Here is a 16452-nt window from a genome sequence, read left to right as displayed (position 1 = left end):
TAGGAGACTGCTGCATACATTTAGAAAAACTAGAAACTGAATCGATCATGGCCCTCACGCAATTGCGGAAACAAGAAATAATTTCCAACTACCAAGTTCACGAAACTGACACTGGCTCGGCCGATGTCCAAGTTGCTATGCTAACTGAGCGCATTAACCGCCTCAGCGAACATCTCCAAGCAAATAAAAAAGACCATTCTTCCCGGCGGGGACTGTTGAAGCTAATCGGCCAGCGCAAGCGTCTTCTAGCTTATATATCGCAAGAAAGCCGGGAAAAATATCAAGCTTTGATTGCTCGTCTCGGTATTCGTGGATAGGACTACCGCTTATGTCTGCTGAAGAATCTGAACGCAGTCGTTTGCCCTTTGAACCGAACAAAAAGCGCCAAAAACCCGCAAAAACTCCAAGTAAACCAGCAGCACAGCCCCAAGAATCTGCCAAACAGGCTGATAAAAAAGTGGTTTACACCAAACAAGAGATGGCAATTCCCCAAGTAGTCAGCCAACGGATGATCCGACGGGTAGCTGGGTTCTCTGGTGTACCAACAGCTTTGGGCATTAGCGCTTTGGTTGTGAGCTATCTGCTTGCTATCTACTCCGACATCCGACTACCTCCCATCGCCGTGTTATTGGTGAACATGGGATTATTTGGTTTAGGGGTATTAGGGATAACTTATGGCGTTCTCTCTGCCTCTTGGGATGAAGAAAAAGTCGGAAGCTTGCTGGGTTTGGGTGAGTTCAACACCAATTGGGGACGAATGGTGGCAGCTTGGCGCGAAACTCGGCAAAAAAACTTATAATGAACGGCGCTCAGGTATTAAGTAACTGTGGTATTGGGTAAATCAAGAAGTGAGGCACTCCGTTGGGCGGGTTTCCCGACTTGAAGGAAGTGCCGAACCAGTGAATGTTGAAGTTGAAATTTTATAACTTCAACATTGCTAATTAAAATTTTATAATCTTTTTTATACCCCACATTTAGTTACTTAGTAGTAAAAATACTGACTGAGCGCTACATTTTGTCTATTTATTTTGTAAACAAATTTTATTTTTAACTATTTGTAATTAGGCCAATAGGCAACAATAAAGTTAGCCTATTTACAGAAAATTTTACTCAATTAATTAATCAGGAACTTTCAGATGATTATAGTAATGAAAAGTGGTTCTCCAGAGGCGGAAATAAACCGCATTGATGAGGAACTAACTAGCTGGGGGCTAACTCCAGAAAAAATTGTTGGTCAACACAAAGTAGTTATTGGTCTAGTAGGTGAAACCGCCAGCTTAGACCCACTACAAATTCAGGAACTTAGCCCCTGGATTGAGCAGGTGTTACGGGTAGAGCAGCCTTACAAACGAGCTAGCCGTCAGTACCGCCACGGCGAAGCTTCGGAAGTGGTGGTTAATACTCCTGATGGAGCAGTAGTATTTGGCGAACATCAGCCTTTGGTAGTCGTTGCTGGCCCCTGCTCCGTAGAAAATGAAGAAATGATTGTGGAAACGGCGCGGCGCGTCAAGGCAGCTGGAGCCACATTTTTGCGCGGAGGGGCATACAAACCCCGGACTTCACCTTATGCCTTCCAAGGACACGGCGAGAGTGCTTTGGATTTGTTGGCGAGAGCGCGGGAAGTTAGCGGACTAGGTATTATTACAGAAGTGATGGATGCCGTAGACCTGGATAAAATTGCCGAAGTTGCTGACGTGATTCAGGTGGGGGCAAGAAATATGCAAAATTTCTCTTTGCTCAAAAAAGTGGGAGCGCAGCCGAAACCAGTTCTGTTGAAGCGGGGAATGGCTGCTACTATTGAAGATTGGTTGATGGCAGCAGAGTATATTCTGGCATCTGGTAATCCCAATGTAATTTTGTGTGAAAGAGGAATACGCACCTTTGACCGTCAGTATACGCGAAATACACTGGATTTATCAGTAGTGCCCGTGTTGCGAAAGCTGACTCACCTGCCAATTATGATTGACCCCAGCCACGGCGTAGGTTGGTCTGAGTTTGTGCCTTCAATGGCAATGGCTGCGATCGCAGCTGGCACAGATTCCCTGATGATAGAGGTTCACCCTAATCCTGCTAAAGCTTTATCGGACGGACCCCAATCTCTGACACCAGACCGTTTTGATAACTTGATGCAAGAATTGGCAGTAATTGGTAAGGCGGTGGGACGCTGGCAGCAACCAGCAGTGGCTCTAGCTTAGAATTCAGTTGCAACTTATTGCTAGGCATAAATAAATTTAAGTTTGTAGTTAGGACTTACGCACGAGTTACGGAATAACGAACCGCAGAGGCGCAGAGGACACAGAGAAATCAGAGTTTGAGAGATATTTTGCGTAAGTCCTACTAATAAATCTGAAGAAGCGATAAATTGCTCATTACAAACTAAGATTTTATTGCGCGCGATCGCTTAGGTTTGTCAAACACGCCGATCGCGTTTTATGTCGCCAACAACTTTTTCCAAAATCCAGTTCTCTAATTTATCTGGATTTAATTGTTGCTGACGTGTAATCAACCGAGTGGCAATTTCTTCATTGCCACTGAGTAAACTAAGAAGTTCTTTGTACAGTGGATTATTTTTGGGCACTGCTTTTGGTTTACTAGGCTGCCTCTTCATTTTTTTCAGGTCTGGTAATGGCGTATCTAAGGGTGGAGACAGAGAAATTTCACTTTGCATTTGTGGTGTTTTTGAACATAATTTTTCCTGTGAATTTTTGAACTTAAAGTCACTAATAACCTGTTTCAAAACCCAGTTTTCAGATTTACCTGGGTACAATTGGCGCTGTTTTACTAGTAATTGATTCGCTGTATTTATGTTGTTGGTTAGAGCAATTAATTCACTGTGCAGATACTTGTTGTTAATGTCTATTTCTTCCTGAGTTACTTTGAATTGGGAAGGTGGTGGAGATATTGATTGCTGGGGAGCTTTAGCTTTTAGTTTTGATGTATCTATTCCATGTTCCTTAAGTAGGAATTCGTACTCATCTATAGCTTGTCTGAAAAGCTCTACAGATTTTTGGTATTGGTCTACGGACTGCTTAAACAGTTCTGTGGATTGTTGGTACACATACAAAGCTTTCCTCTGAAGCAAAATCTTGATGATGCATATAACCAGCAAGAGGAATACAACAAATAAAGCAATCTGTAGCTGAAGGATGAGCGTAAGCTGCATAATCAATTTTGAATTGGTAGTACAACTCTACAAATAGGGGAAATCTCTAGGTGAAGACATCAGAAGAATCCCCATATTTGTTTCACGCTCATTGATGATGCACGCAGACACCGTGATCGCCCGTCGTTGAATGTATACCGATAAATAAAGCCGTCCTACCAATGACAGGACGGCTTTATTGTCAGCTTTTTTGTTTTCTTGAATTTGGTCAAAAGCCGCAGATTTTTAAGACTACTCATTTACTACTCAAAAATCGCTCAAAACGGCTTACCATAGCGATTATTGCACTTGGGTGGGGAAAGCACCAGGTTGTACAGCTATGTTAATATTCTGCCCATTGCGACGTAATTCCATACGTAAATCGCTTCCGACTTGGCTGTTTTCTACTGCCTTTTGGACACTGCTGGCATCTGTGACTGCTTGACCACCAAGCGTTTGGATTACATCACCAGCACGTATCCCTGCTTTCGCAGCTGGTGAATTTGGTATAACTTTTATAACTAATACACCTTTATCTTCATTCACACTCAAACCGCTATTGGGATCTGAGTTGATATTTTGTTTTAGCTGAGGTGTTAACCCTACCATCTGAATTCCCAGGTAAGGATGTTCTACTTTACCTGTAGCTATTAGTTGACTGGAAACGTGTTGTGCTGTGTTGATAGGAATAGCAAAGCCTAATCCTTGTGCACCTTGAATAATGGCTGTATTCATGGCAATTACCTCGCCACGAGAATTTAGCAAAGGCCCGCCAGAGTTACCGGGATTAATTGCGGCGTCGGTTTGAATATACTCTACTCGTTTATCAGGAGCGCCGATTAGATTGCTACTGCGTCCAGTGGCACTGATGATTCCGGTAGTTACTGTATTATCTAATCCAAGGGGGTTGCCGATCGCGATCGCCCATTCTCCGGGTTGTAGTTGATCTGAGTTACCCAAGGCTACTAACGGGAGATTATCTGCCTGAATCTTGACAACAGCAACATCGGTCAACTCGTCTTTTCCTAACACTTTACCTTTAAAGCTACGCCCATCCTTGAGTGTTACTGTTACGGTATCAGCACCATCAACTACGTGGGCGTTGGTAAGAATACGACCATCAGCACTAATAATAAAACCTGAACCAGTACCACGTTCTACGCGATCCTGTTGTTCTGGCATTTGAGAGCCAAAAAATCGTTGGAAAAATGGATCGTTAAATTCATCTGGTATCTGGGTTTTTACGGTTCGGGAAGAGTCAATTCGCACCACAGCGGGTCCTACCTTTTGCACCACTCGGGTAACAAAGTTAGGATCTGTGGCTGCTGGTAATGGAGGAGCAGCATTTACTTGACTTATTGCCAAATTAGATGCATTTTTAGACACCTGCTGAGAGTGTCCAGCCATATAGCCGCCTGCCAATGTCATACCCGATCCCAGCAGCACCAGCGATAGAGAGGCGGCAGCCTTTCTCCAGGGTTTATGATATTTGGCATCAGCAGTGTTATGTGAAATGCTATTTGATGGGTGTTCTCTGTCGCGAGATTGGTTTTGCATTGCTGTCTGGAAGGATATTTAGATGTATTACTAATGTAGATATGATTTGTGACAGTTTTGTTGCGGAGGTATTGCATTGTTGTGAAAGCTTTGGTATTTTGTTGAACCGTATTGGAATATAGTCATTCGTAGAGACGTACATCACTGCGTACTCTTTACTATGCCTGAAGGAATAAAAATGGCACAGGGGAAAATCTTACTTAAACCTGGCACTTTATGGACAAGTGTTAAAGAACGGACTGAATATGCTTTGCAATGCGGGGCGCTACTCTCGATTCCGACAGAATTTGAATTTGTTGAACAGGATGGTGTGCGCTTTTTAGTGCGGATTTTGTCTAACCTGAATCGCAAAAAAGCAGCTAAGAAGAAACAGGAAAAACAATCTGCTACTTCTGGTGAAGAGTTTAATCCTTTTTTGCCCTACGAAGAGGATTTATTTGTGGCGGATATCTCCGATACCCATGTATGTATTTTAAATAAATTCAATGTTGTTGATTATCATCTGCTAATCATCACTCGTGGTTTCGAGGAACAAGAAAGCTTACTCACCCTAGAAGATTTTACGGCTATGTGGGCGTGTTTGGCTGATTTCGATGGTTTAGCATTTTACAACAGTAGCAAAACCGCAGGTGCAAGTCAGCGACACAAGCACTTACAATTAGTACCCCTACCACTTGCCCCTTCAGGGCTGCAAATACCGATTGAAGCTTTGCTAACATCAGCACAATTTCAGAACTCGAACGCAACTTTAGCAAAACTTCCTTTTGTACATGCTTTCGCATCACTAAATTCTAATTGGGTGCGATCGCCATTCGCAGGGGCCCAAGCAACACTGGAAATTTATCGCACTTTGCGTCACGCTGTAGGTTTAGATACAAAGCAATCTGGTGCTTACAATCTGCTAGCGACACGAGAATGGATGTTGATCGTACCGCGATCGCAGGGGCATTTCCAATCTATATCTGTAAATTCATTAGGATTCGCTGGTGCGCTGTTGGTGCGAAATGCAGCAGAAATGGAGATTCTTAAAACCCAAGGGCCGATGACTATCCTCAAAAATGTTGCTGTATCCTAATTGAGTTAGTGGGATATACAGCAGTTTTCAAGTAAATGAAGTACAAAGTGCAGAACTTAAAATCAGACATAAAAAGTTTTACTGCCTGCCCCCTGCCCCCTGCCCCCTGCCCCCTGCCCCCTGCCCCCTGCCCCCTGCCCCCTGCCCCCTGCCCCCTGCCCCCTGCCTCCTGCCCCCTGCCTCCTGCCCCCTGCCCCCTGCCTCCCTTCGGTAATGTCAATTTAAATCATTCTCAAGTGTTAGTGTTTCCCAATCTAAATCTGATGCTATTTGAGCAAGTTTATCTAAATCAGTCAAGTTATCTAGATAGGGTAAACAGCCTAAAACTGGCGTATTAGTGAGTGATTGAATCAATTGATATGGTGTCCAGTCGGCTATTTCTGCATCCGTTCGGGGTTGTACGCAGTTCAGAACAATACCTTTGAGATTGACGCGCGATTGTCTAGCTAATGCCACATTCGCTACTGCTTGAGCGATCGCACCCAATCTCACTGGTACTACCAATACTGTTGGTAAACGCCATTCCCCCGCTAAATCAGCTACCGTTAATTCCTCGGTTATTGGCGAACCTAACCCTCCCAAGGCTTCTATAAGCACAAAATCACGCTGCGATCGCAACTTAAACAAAGCTTGCCACACAAGTGCTAAATCTACTCGGCGATTTTCCCGTGCTGCTGCTATGGGAGGAGCAAGAGGTGCTTGAAAGTATAAAGGTGTAATTTCTTCAGCAGATTGTTCTAGCACAAATAGCTTTTGATACCACTCGCGATCGCCAGTCCCCGATTGAATCGGTTTCATGATTCCCCAGCGATGCTGCGGGTAATATTTTTGCCAATAAGCTGCTAACGCTGTTGTTAAAACAGTTTTACCAGCTTCCGTATCAGTTCCAGTAATCAGTAGTGTGTTTAACATTAATTTCTTTGGCCAGAAAATGGTTGTGTTCCATCAGTCGGCGGCAAAGTCGGCGCTTCAGTAATGGTCGGAATTGGCAAGGGTGTCTCTGTGGGAAATGGCAAAGGTGTCTCTGTGGGAATTGGCAAAGGTGTCTCTGTGGGAGTTGGCAAGGGTGCTTCTGTGGGAATTGGCAAAGGTGCTTCTGTCGGTGTTGGTTTGACTGGTTTTTCTAATGCAACATTGAGATTGTAATTGCTTTCGGCAACTCCTGAAAGCAGAGTTAACTCAATAGTATATCTACCAGTAACCAACAATGTGCCTTGATAAAATGTGACTTGTTGGGCAGTATTCTCAATTGCTTGTCCATTGGGACTTAAGACTGTTAGTAGAATGCTGCTTCCTGGGTCAATAAACGTGTTTAATTTAGCACCTTCTCGCCCAAAAAAGCTGTACTGGATGATTTGATTTGCTTTGAGAGTACCTTCAACCGTGGTTGGGTTAGATGCTGTAAGCTTGAAGCGCTTAGTAGATACAACAGGTCGATCGTTAGTAGGTGTGGGTGTTGGTGTTAGTGTCAGTGTTGGTGTGAGTGTGGGTATAGGTGTCGGTGTCAGTGTTGGTGTCGGTGTGAATGTAGTACCACTAGAAATTACTGGTGAAGGGAAATTTTGTGGAAGCGTCTCATCTGATGTTTTTGACTGACTGCGGATGGAACTGACTAGTGCCCAAGAACCAAATCCTGCTACGATCACTACAGTAATCGCAATTGCGGCGATCGCTAACGGATTATCCAAAACTGAGTTAGTGGGACTTAGTGGAATCACAGGATCGGGTTTTTTGGGCGAAGCTGCTGGTGCTACTAAGTCAGGACGGCGACTAACTGCCATTGTCTGCAAGTTAGACACATTTACATTAGGAAGACTGACTTCTGGTAAAGGTTGTAGTGCCTGAGAGACACTAGCAGCACTTTGATAGCGATCGCTCGGTATATGATTCAACATTCGATTCAAAACCTGGGCAAATCGTGGGTTCACTTTTACCCACCGTTGCCAATTCCAAGTTAGTTGGTTTTGATCGAATAGATCCTTTGGTTCTTTACCAGTCAGCAAAACAATCGCGCTTACTGCTAATGCATACAAATCACTACTAGGATAAGCTCCCCCTGTTTGCATTTGTTCGCTAGGAGAGTAGCCTAATTTTCCCACGGTGGTTTCCGGTAGCGGATTATCTGGCGATTGTAAACGTGTTGCCAGTTCCTTTACCACTCCAAAGTCAATTAATACAGGTTTAGCGTCACTATCTCGCAAAATAATATTTTCTGGCGAGATATCCCGGTGAATAATCCCTCGACTGTGAATATGCTCTAAAACAGGCAACAACATTTGTATCAGCTGCAATACTTCAGCCTCTGTGAAAGTTTTACCCACAGCTTGACGTTCAGCCAGCAGAGTTCGGTACGTCTGACCTGCAACGTAGTCCTCCACCAAAAATAAGCGTTGGTCTTGCTCAAATCTTTCCCGGAATTTCGGCACTTGTGGGTGTTCGATTTGATATAAAATGGCAGCTTCTCGATGAAAAAGCTCTTGTGCCCTCTCCCAATTTAAAGCCGACCTTGCTGTTGAATTCAATTCCTTGATCGCGCAAAGTTCGTTAAAGCGCCTCTGGTCTTCTGCCAGATAGGTTCTACCAAATCCTCCTTGTCCGAGAATTTGAATTATGCGGTAACGGTTTTGCAAGACAGTGCCAATTGTAATCGGTGGTTGCATGATCGATTGATTGAGTGTAGTAGCAACTGAGGAGGAAGTCACCCACAAAGATTAAGTCCAAGAGGCGACGGACAGTTACCTGCGGCAATATTCTACTATACTCAACAAGTACACCTCACCAGAGCAAGGTTGTTTCCTACTGCATAACTCCAAAGTCCCCAATCCTCAATTCAATTTCTCTTCCTGGGAAAATGATAGATTTTGAAATACGCAAAATTAACTTGAGAATCCAAGTTATACAAATAACTCATCTCTTTTTCAATCAATCCTGTGGAAAAATAAAAAATTGCAATCTGGCTAACTGTGCTTGTGTAAGCCAAGCTTCTGCACAATAAAATGGTTAGCGATCGTCTTTAGAAAAAATAGTGTTATCTAAATCAAGAATGATTCCTTTCGCATTACAAATCTTGATTTTGTCAATTTTCATTTGAGCTAGTGTATGGATACTTTGTGGAAGTCTATGGTGCTACTCTGTGATCTCTAATTTGGGTCACTTCATCAAAAAAATTTTACAATTTTCATCTGCAAAGTTCTAAAAATTCTGCCATTGGGCTATTTACCAAATTTATTTGATCGGCGATCGCCCCAAGATCCAAAATTCTCATCCGTTTGAGTCGCAGGACGGATGCAGTTATTGCTGCACCCAAGTAGAGCGATCGCAACCACCCAAGAATCAGAGCATACCCAACAGTATTAATTTTATCCCAGCAGCAATATGGGTACTAACTAATTCAGCGGTGATTGGTAGCTTACAGTTGACAGGATGTTCGCGGACAGATTCAACATCTAGGATATTTATTGATATTGAACAATTTTTCTATATTTAACCAAAAACTTTTAAGTAAAAATATTTACAATAAATTGTTTAAGTATAATTACTTTTGTTAAGTAATGTTTTAGGATAAAAAAAATCTCTTTATTTAATCTTTATTTAATCTTTATTCAAACTTTATCTAAAAACTTGCTAGTGCGTGGATAAATTTTGTCCATAGTTAGCGTTTTCTAGGCTCTATAATTGTCGTTTTTGTCAATGCGTAGACTTTAGAGTAATAAGCTACCATCAACTTACTTAGAAAGAGGTGCTATACTGTGTGAGGACAAACTCTTTAATATCACTAAAGTTGTCAATGCTTTACTATCAGCTATCAATGAGGTAATTAGAAGAACCCACCACAGCAATAATGTTTAAGCAATTAGGGTTATTTACCTCAACCAAAAAATTGAACTACAGACCTAAATAAGTGGGCAGAATAAAACCGAGCTGTCTGAAGAAAAGTAAATAAGGCACCCTTTTTCCCCCTGCTCCCTGCCCCCTGCCCCCTGCCTTATCTTAACGATAATTATTTACGCCCACCTACTTAGTGGATGGACTTGATGTCAGTTAAGCTATCAATAGCTTGTTTGCCAAGAAGACTAGATAATTAGCGAATAATAAATTTATGCAAAAATGTTTAAATTTTGTATGGAAGCTTCAACAAAGCTTACAGATGTTTTTTTAGGCTATTTCTTGGTTAAATCTATTAAATCTCTAATGATAATATTGCTATGAATGCACATAGAGGATCTGCTGTGCTCAGTTCTGCAACTTTCAAAGTGCAACCATCTGCAACAGGACTGAACGATAATCATCGCCTGCGGCTGTTTTCTGGCTCTGCCAATTTACAACTGTCTCAAGAAGTCGCTCGTTACCTGGGCATGGACTTGGGGCCAATGATTCGCAAAAGATTTGCGGATGGAGAACTTTACGTTCAAATCCAAGAATCGATTCGGGGTTGTGATGTCTATTTAATCCAGCCATGTTGTCAACCCGTAAACGATCATTTGATGGAATTATTAATTATGGTTGACGCCTGTCGTCGAGCTTCTGCACGACAGGTAACGGCAGTAATTCCCTACTATGGCTATGCTCGTGCCGATCGCAAAACAGCGGGACGAGAGTCAATAACCGCCAAGCTGGTTGCTAACTTGATCGTCGAAGCCGGTGCCAACCGCGTTCTCGCAATGGATTTACACTCGGCTCAGATTCAAGGCTATTTCGATATACCCTTTGACCATGTTTATGGTTCACCAGTATTACTGGATTATCTAGCCAGCAAACAGCTGCCAGACTTGGTAGTTGTTTCTCCCGATGTTGGTGGTGTAGCACGAGCTAGAGCATTTGCAAAAAAATTGGGTGATGCTCCATTGGCGATTATTGACAAGCGTCGTCAGGCACATAATGTTGCAGAAGTGTTAAATGTCATTGGCGATGTCAAAGGCAAAACGGCAGTGTTGGTGGACGACATGATCGACACTGGGGGAACGATCGCAGAAGGAGCGCGATTACTGCGTGAAGAAGGAGCGCGTCAGGTATATGCCTGTGCAACTCATGCGGTATTCTCTCCACCAGCGATGGAGCGGTTGTCCAGTGGCTTGTTTGAAGAAGTCATTGTCACCAATACCATTCCGATACCAGAAAACAATCGTTTTCCACAACTAGTGGTGCTTTCAGTAGCTAATCTGTTGGGAGAAACTATCTGGCGAATTCATGAAGATACTTCAGTTAGTAGTATGTTCCGCTAACTACATTCCCGTTACAGGGATAAATTACCCACATTGACCCCTTGATCGGGTGCAGTGTGGGCTTTTGCTTTTAGTTATAGCCCTAGTCACACAGGTTAGGACATTTTGAAAGCATGAAAGCTAGGAATAGTAATACTTTTACCTCCTGCCTCCTGCTATATTACGCCAACACTAACATTCCTTGTGGGCGAAAGCACCCCTAATCGCTGCACAAGAGCTTTTTCATGTGCGGTAGTAAAATGGATGCAGCACTGCCAAATTAGAATACTTTGATTCAGTTTGGACAATTTGGGTAAAGAGGACAAAAGGATGGTTGCAACTCCTAAAAAAGTGATTTCAGTTTTACCTTTGGAAAATGGCGATCGCTTATCTCGCTGCGAATTTGAGCGGCGCTATCAAGCAATGCCGCATTTAAGAAAAGCTGAACTGGTTGAGGGAGTTGTGTATATCATGGCATCGCCACTGAGAATTAAAAGTCATGGAGAACCACATGGCGACTTAATCGGGTGGTTGTGGAACTATAAAACTGCCACCCCTGGCGTTGTTCTGGGAATTGAACCCACAGTGCGTTTAGATCCGGATAATGAACCGCAGCCTGACGCGGTACTATTCATTCCAGGCAGACAGGCATTGATTAGTGAAGATGATTATATCCAAGGCGCACCCGAACTGGTAATAGAAGTGGCAGCAAGCAGTGCAGCCATCGATTTACATGATAAAAAACGCACATATCGGCGGAATGGAGTACAGGAGTATATTGTCTGGCGAACATTAGATAATCAGTTAGATTGGTTTAGGCTGCAAGCAGACGAGTATGTTTCGCTACCAACCGATGAGCAGGGAATTATTCGGAGTCAGACGTTTCCGGGGTTGTGGTTAGCGGTACCTGCCTTACTGTCAGGAGAAATGGCAACAGTGTTATCTGTATTACAAGTAGGTTTAGCTGCCATTGAACATCAAGAATTTATGCAAAAGTTGAATGAGAATATGGGAAATAGGCAATAGATATGTACTGAGTTTTTTCAAAAATCAAATAGGAGTCCTATATGTTCCTGAAAAAGTTATAGAAAAGCTTTGTTGCACGAATCAGGAAAATGATGAAGTAAGGTACACCCGTAGGGGCACGGCACTGCCCATTGGTGTCAACTTAACGCTAAACCCGCTTGGTGAAGCATTTTGCCCTCACCCCCAGCCCCTCTCCCAAGAGAGAGGGGAACCCTCATCCCCTAACCCCTTCTCCCTTGGGAGAAGGGGTTAGGGGATGAGGGCGTGAGGGATTTACAAAACGCCTGTCTGATATAGTAGTTTTCGGCTTAAGTTGACACGTATGGGCACTGCCGTCCCCCTACACTCGTGATCTAATGTTGTACTGCATCTGAATGGGAACCGCTATATATTTGGGGTACACCAAAATTAAACATTGGGATAATATATTATTTATCGTATGACAATAAAATTGTTACATTTTTAGTTGAAGACGATCAACTTAATGGAATATACATAAGGTATCTTGAAAAAATGGGAGTTCCTGTTTTTGAGGATTCTTTAGAATGTAATGAGTATGGAAAAGCCCTCTTGGAAAAGGCTAATAAAAAAGATGACTTCTTACCGATACAGCCAAACCCGGAGTAGTGAAAGCAGTTGCTCAGTATCTACAGGTTTGGTGATGTAGTCAGAAGCCCCAGCTTCAATGCACTTTTCTTTGTCACCTGGCATGGCTTTGGCAGTTAAAGCAATGATTGGTAGTGAGCGAAACTGTTGTAGCTGGCGGATGGCGCGGGTGGTTTCGTAACCATCCATTTCCGGCATCATGATATCCATCAATACTATATTAATCTCAGGATTAGCTTGCAGTCTCTCTATGCCATCTCTGCCATTTTCCGCAAACAGCACTTGCATTTGATAGCTTTCTAAAAAGCTGGTCAGGGCAAAAATATTTCGGAGGTCATCATCTACAATCAAAATTTTCCGATTAGTCAGCACCGGATCAGTTTGATGTAGTTGCTCTAGCATTTGCCGCTTTGGTGTGGGCAAATTTGCTTGCACCCGATGCAAAAATAGGGCGGTTTCGTCTAACAACCGCTCTGGCGATCGCACATTTTTAATAATAATTGTCTCTGCAAGTCCCCGCAGCTGGGTTTCTTGCTGTCGGCTGAGTTCTTTACCGGTGTAAACAATTATCGGCAGTTTCAAAAGCTTAGGTTCAAGTTTTATCTGCTCAATTAGGGCAAACCCGCTCATATCGGGCAGACCGAGATCCAGTACCATACAATCAAAGTGATGCGATCGCAAAATCGAGAGGGCTTCTGCCCCCGTACCTACTGCTGTACTCTGGACATCGCCGTTACCAATCAGTTCGATAATGCTTTGGGCTTGTACGGGGTCATCTTCTACAATTAGGAGATTTTTTACTTGACGCTCAATAAAGCCTTTAATCTCAGTCAATACCTGAGTTAGCGCTTCTGGAGACACGGGTTTTTGTAAATAGGTAATCGCTCCTAGCTGTAATCCCCGTTGTTGTCTTTCATCAACAGAAAGTATGTGTACTGGTATATGTCTGGTATCTGGTTTATGCTTCAGACGATCCAGCACCGTCCAACCATCCATCTCTGGCATGTGGATATCTAGCATAATCGCATTGGGCTTAAACTGTTCTGCTAATGCTAGACCTTGTTTGCTCTGTAAAGCAACAATAGTTTTAAAGCCTTGCTGACGTGCCATATCTAGTAAGATGCGGGCGAACTTATCGTCATCTTCGATAATTAGCAGAATGCGATCGCCCGGTTGAATTATTTCCCGATCGTCTGGAATATCGTTGGGTAAGCTGGGAAGCACTTTCACGGATGGAGAGATATCCACAGTTGTGGGTCTGTTTTCCACTATTGGCACTTCTTTTATGGTCGATGCTGTGCGGATAGAGGTGGTTGGCTCAAGGGGTGGTGTAGTGATATTTTGACCATTCGTTTCCTGTCGCCTGGTTAAGTAAAGGGTGAAGGTGCTTCCCTGTCCTGGCTGGCTGAGTAGTTCAATTCTTCCTCCCAACAGTTGAGCTAATTCACGGCTGATAGACAAGCCCAAGCCAGTTCCGCCGTACTTACGGCTAGTAGTGCCATCTGCCTGCTGAAATGCCTCGAAAATAATCTTCTGCTTTTCGAGTGGAATGCCTATGCCAGTGTCGCTGACGGCAAAAGCGATCGTGGAATTATCAACTTGGAATATTTGTAACTTCACGCCTCCTTGTTCTGTAAATTTAAAGGCGTTAGCTAGGAGATTTTTCAGCACTTGTTGCAGGCGTTTGGAGTCATTATAAATTGTCGGTGGTAACTTTTCATCCAGCTCAATAGTAAAACTGAGTCCTTTATTGTGGGCAACTTGCCGGAAAGTCTGCTCTAGAGATGTCTCCAAATCTGCAAGAGCAATTTGCTCAATATCAAGCGACATAGTACCCGACTCAATTTTTGCCAAATCTAGAATATCATTGATCAATTCCAGCAAATCAGTCCCTGCCGAGTAAATAGTCCGGCTGTACTCTACCTGCTTGTCGGTCAAGTTGTTAAGAGAGTTATCTGCCAGTAGCCTTGCTAAAATTAATAGGCTATTTAACGGTGTCCGCAGCTCGTGGGACATATTTGCAAGAAATTCTGACTTATATTTGGAAGACAACGCCAATTGTTCAGCTTTTTCTTCAAAAGACTGCCTCGCCCGCTCAACTTCTTGGTTCTTGCGGGCAACTTCCTGATTTTGAACTTCTAACAATTTTGCCTTTTCTTCTAGCTCCTCATTTAATTGTTGTAATTCTTCGTTAGATTGCTTGACAAGAAATTGTGATTCCTCTAACTCCTGCGCCTGTTCTTCTAAACGTTGATTGCTTTGCTGTAGTTCTTCTTGCTGGGTTTGCAATTCTTCTGTTAAAGCAACAGACTCTTCAAGTAGTTGCTGGGTTTGCAATTGTGAGGCGATGTTATTTAAAAATACACCCAGATTTTCACTCAATTGCTCTAAAAATGTCAGGTGTAACTCACTAAAAGCCCCAAAAGAGGCAAGTTCAATTACAGCATTTACCTGCACTTCAAATAGTATGGGCAAGACAATAATATTTAGCGGTGGTGCTTCTCCCAAACCAGAACTGATACGGATATAGTCACTGGGAACTTCTGTGAGGAGGATTCTTTGTTTTTCTAGGGCGCATTGTCCCACCAATCCTTCGCCCAAACGAAACTGGTTTGCCAGATTTTTACGTTCTTTATAAGCATAACTACTCAATAACTTCAGTATCGACTGGTCGTCTATTGAGTCCATAAAATAAAAAACGCCGTGGGATGCTCCAATCAGTGGTGCTAAATTCGACAAGATCAGGCGAGATACACTTTCCAGATTTCGTTGCCCTTGGAGCATCTGGGTAAATTCAGCTAAGTTAGATTTTAGCCAGTTTTGCTCCTCATTTTTTTGAGTTGTGTTTCGCAGATTAACGATCATCTGGTTGAAGGTGCGTGTCAACACACCAATTTCATCTTGGCGATCGCTATCTGGTAAACTTACCGATAAATCCCCATCCGCCAGCTTTTGAGCCAAATCAGAAACTCGCTTCAGCGGTACTGAGATATGTCTAGTCAGAGCGAATCCGATCAAAGCTAAGAGCAAAGAAAAGAAGGGAATACTATAGACAATACTGGCGAGCGTTTGCCGAGCAGCTGCTTGTGCCTTTTCAGAGCGCTGTTTCAGCAGTGTATTCTCCTCATGTTCCATCGTCTGGATAACTTTGCGGATTTCACTCATTAGCTGCTTTCCCCGGTCTGTCAGAACGACCTTCTGAGAAGCTTCAAAACCTTGGTTCTGGCGCAAATAGATAGTTTCTTGAAGTTCGTCCAACTTCTGAGTAATTAATGGCTGCAAAACATCCAGCTGTTGTTGTTGCTTGGGATTATCTGCTGTTAACTTCTGAAGTTCCCTAACTTTTTGATTCAGTACTTGAATGGCAGCGTTGTAAGGTTCTAAATAGCGCTGTTCTCCAGTAATAACGTAACCACGTTGCCCTGTTTCAGCATTTGTCATTTGCAAATTGAGTTCTTCAAGCTGACTTAACACCCGGTAAGTATGGCTTTCTTGGCGCGAAGTTTCAATTAGCTGATTGGTGCTTTGGTAGGAGATTAGACCAATGGTAGCCAGAGTTGCCAAACTCAAGGCAAAACTTGCTCCAATCTTGGTTCCAATCTTCAAATGGTTCAACATTATTCCAAACAGGTATTCAACTTATTTCTGTTTTTAAGACTATTTTGATTATGTTTTGGCTATCCAAAATAAATGGGGCATATCATATAGCGGTTCTCGGTTGAGTGAGGTACACCCGTAGGGGCACAGCATTGCTCATTGGTGTCAACTTCAGCCGAAAACTATATCAGACAGGCGTTTTGTAAATCCCTCACGCCCTCATCCCCTAACCCCTTCTCCCAAAGGAG

12 protein-coding genes are annotated in these 16452 nt (G+C 43.1%); 6 read left to right on the top strand and 6 right to left on the bottom strand.

Annotated features, from left to right (window positions below; all coding sequences use genetic code 11):
* Window positions 1-47 precede the first annotated feature (47 nt).
* The 3 genes from rpsO (at window position 48) to aroF (ending at window position 2195) form a co-directional block, all read left to right on the top strand.
* A complete protein-coding gene (gene rpsO, locus V7K41_RS31415) occupies window positions 48-317 on the top strand; it encodes a 30S ribosomal protein S15 (RefSeq protein WP_041565894.1) in 270 nt (89 codons plus the stop codon).
* Window positions 318-328: 11 nt separating this feature from the next.
* Entirely contained in the window at window positions 329-799 is a 471-nt protein-coding gene (locus V7K41_RS31410) for a PAM68 family protein (RefSeq protein WP_334854417.1), read from the top strand.
* A gap of 337 nt (window positions 800-1136) precedes the next feature.
* Window positions 1137-2195, top strand: a complete 1059-nt coding sequence (gene aroF, locus V7K41_RS31405; RefSeq protein WP_104905993.1) for a 3-deoxy-7-phosphoheptulonate synthase — start codon at window positions 1137-1139, stop codon at window positions 2193-2195.
* 215 nt (window positions 2196-2410) lie between these two features.
* On the opposite strand, the gene V7K41_RS31400 is transcribed toward aroF, so the two are convergent.
* Window positions 2411-3058, bottom strand: a complete 648-nt coding sequence (locus V7K41_RS31400) for a hypothetical protein (RefSeq protein WP_334854416.1) — start codon at window positions 3056-3058, stop codon at window positions 2411-2413.
* Between the two features lie 384 nt (window positions 3059-3442).
* The gene (locus V7K41_RS31395; RefSeq protein WP_334854415.1) at window positions 3443-4699 is read right to left on the bottom strand and encodes an HhoA/HhoB/HtrA family serine endopeptidase; all 1257 of its coding nucleotides are present in this window, start codon (window positions 4697-4699) and stop codon (window positions 3443-3445) included.
* Between the two features lie 178 nt (window positions 4700-4877).
* Here V7K41_RS31395 and V7K41_RS31390 point away from each other — a divergent pair, with 178 nt between their 5' ends.
* Window positions 4878-5774, top strand: a complete 897-nt coding sequence (locus V7K41_RS31390; protein WP_334854444.1) for an ATP adenylyltransferase family protein — start codon at window positions 4878-4880, stop codon at window positions 5772-5774.
* A 216-nt stretch (window positions 5775-5990) separates the two neighbouring features.
* Here the strand turns inward: V7K41_RS31390 and bioD are convergent, their stop codons facing one another.
* From bioD to V7K41_RS31375, 3 genes are all read right to left on the bottom strand, one after another.
* A complete protein-coding gene (bioD, locus tag V7K41_RS31385) occupies window positions 5991-6686 on the bottom strand; it encodes a dethiobiotin synthase (RefSeq protein ID WP_334854414.1) in 696 nt (231 codons plus the stop codon).
* Window positions 6686-8434, bottom strand: coding sequence for a protein kinase domain-containing protein (locus tag V7K41_RS31380; RefSeq protein WP_334854413.1), 1749 nt, complete (start codon window positions 8432-8434; stop codon window positions 6686-6688). Before V7K41_RS31380 ends, bioD begins: the two co-directional genes overlap by 1 nt.
* Before the next feature lie 518 nt (window positions 8435-8952).
* Entirely contained in the window at window positions 8953-9096 is a 144-nt protein-coding gene (locus V7K41_RS31375) for a hypothetical protein (protein ID WP_334854412.1), read from the bottom strand.
* Window positions 9097-9979: 883 nt separating this feature from the next.
* On the opposite strand from V7K41_RS31375, the gene V7K41_RS31370 reads away from it, so the two are divergent.
* Window positions 9980-10996 carry a ribose-phosphate pyrophosphokinase gene (locus V7K41_RS31370; protein WP_334854411.1) on the top strand — a complete coding sequence of 339 codons (1017 nt, stop codon included), beginning with the start codon at window positions 9980-9982 and terminating at the stop codon, window positions 10994-10996.
* 309 nt (window positions 10997-11305) lie between these two features.
* The gene (locus V7K41_RS31365) at window positions 11306-12001 is read left to right on the top strand and encodes a Uma2 family endonuclease (RefSeq protein ID WP_334854410.1); all 696 of its coding nucleotides are present in this window, start codon (window positions 11306-11308) and stop codon (window positions 11999-12001) included.
* 600 nt (window positions 12002-12601) lie between these two features.
* Here V7K41_RS31365 and V7K41_RS31360 read toward each other — a convergent pair.
* On the bottom strand, window positions 12602-16225 hold the full coding sequence (locus V7K41_RS31360; protein WP_334854409.1) for a response regulator: 3624 nt from the start codon (window positions 16223-16225) through the stop codon (window positions 12602-12604).
* Window positions 16226-16452: the final 227 nt, after the last annotated feature.

The organism is Nostoc sp., assembly GCF_036917415.1.
GTDB lineage: Bacteria > Cyanobacteriota > Cyanobacteriia > Cyanobacteriales > Nostocaceae > Nostoc.
The sequence above is the reverse complement of the archived record's forward strand: the minus strand, read 5'-3'. Positions and strand labels throughout refer to the sequence as shown.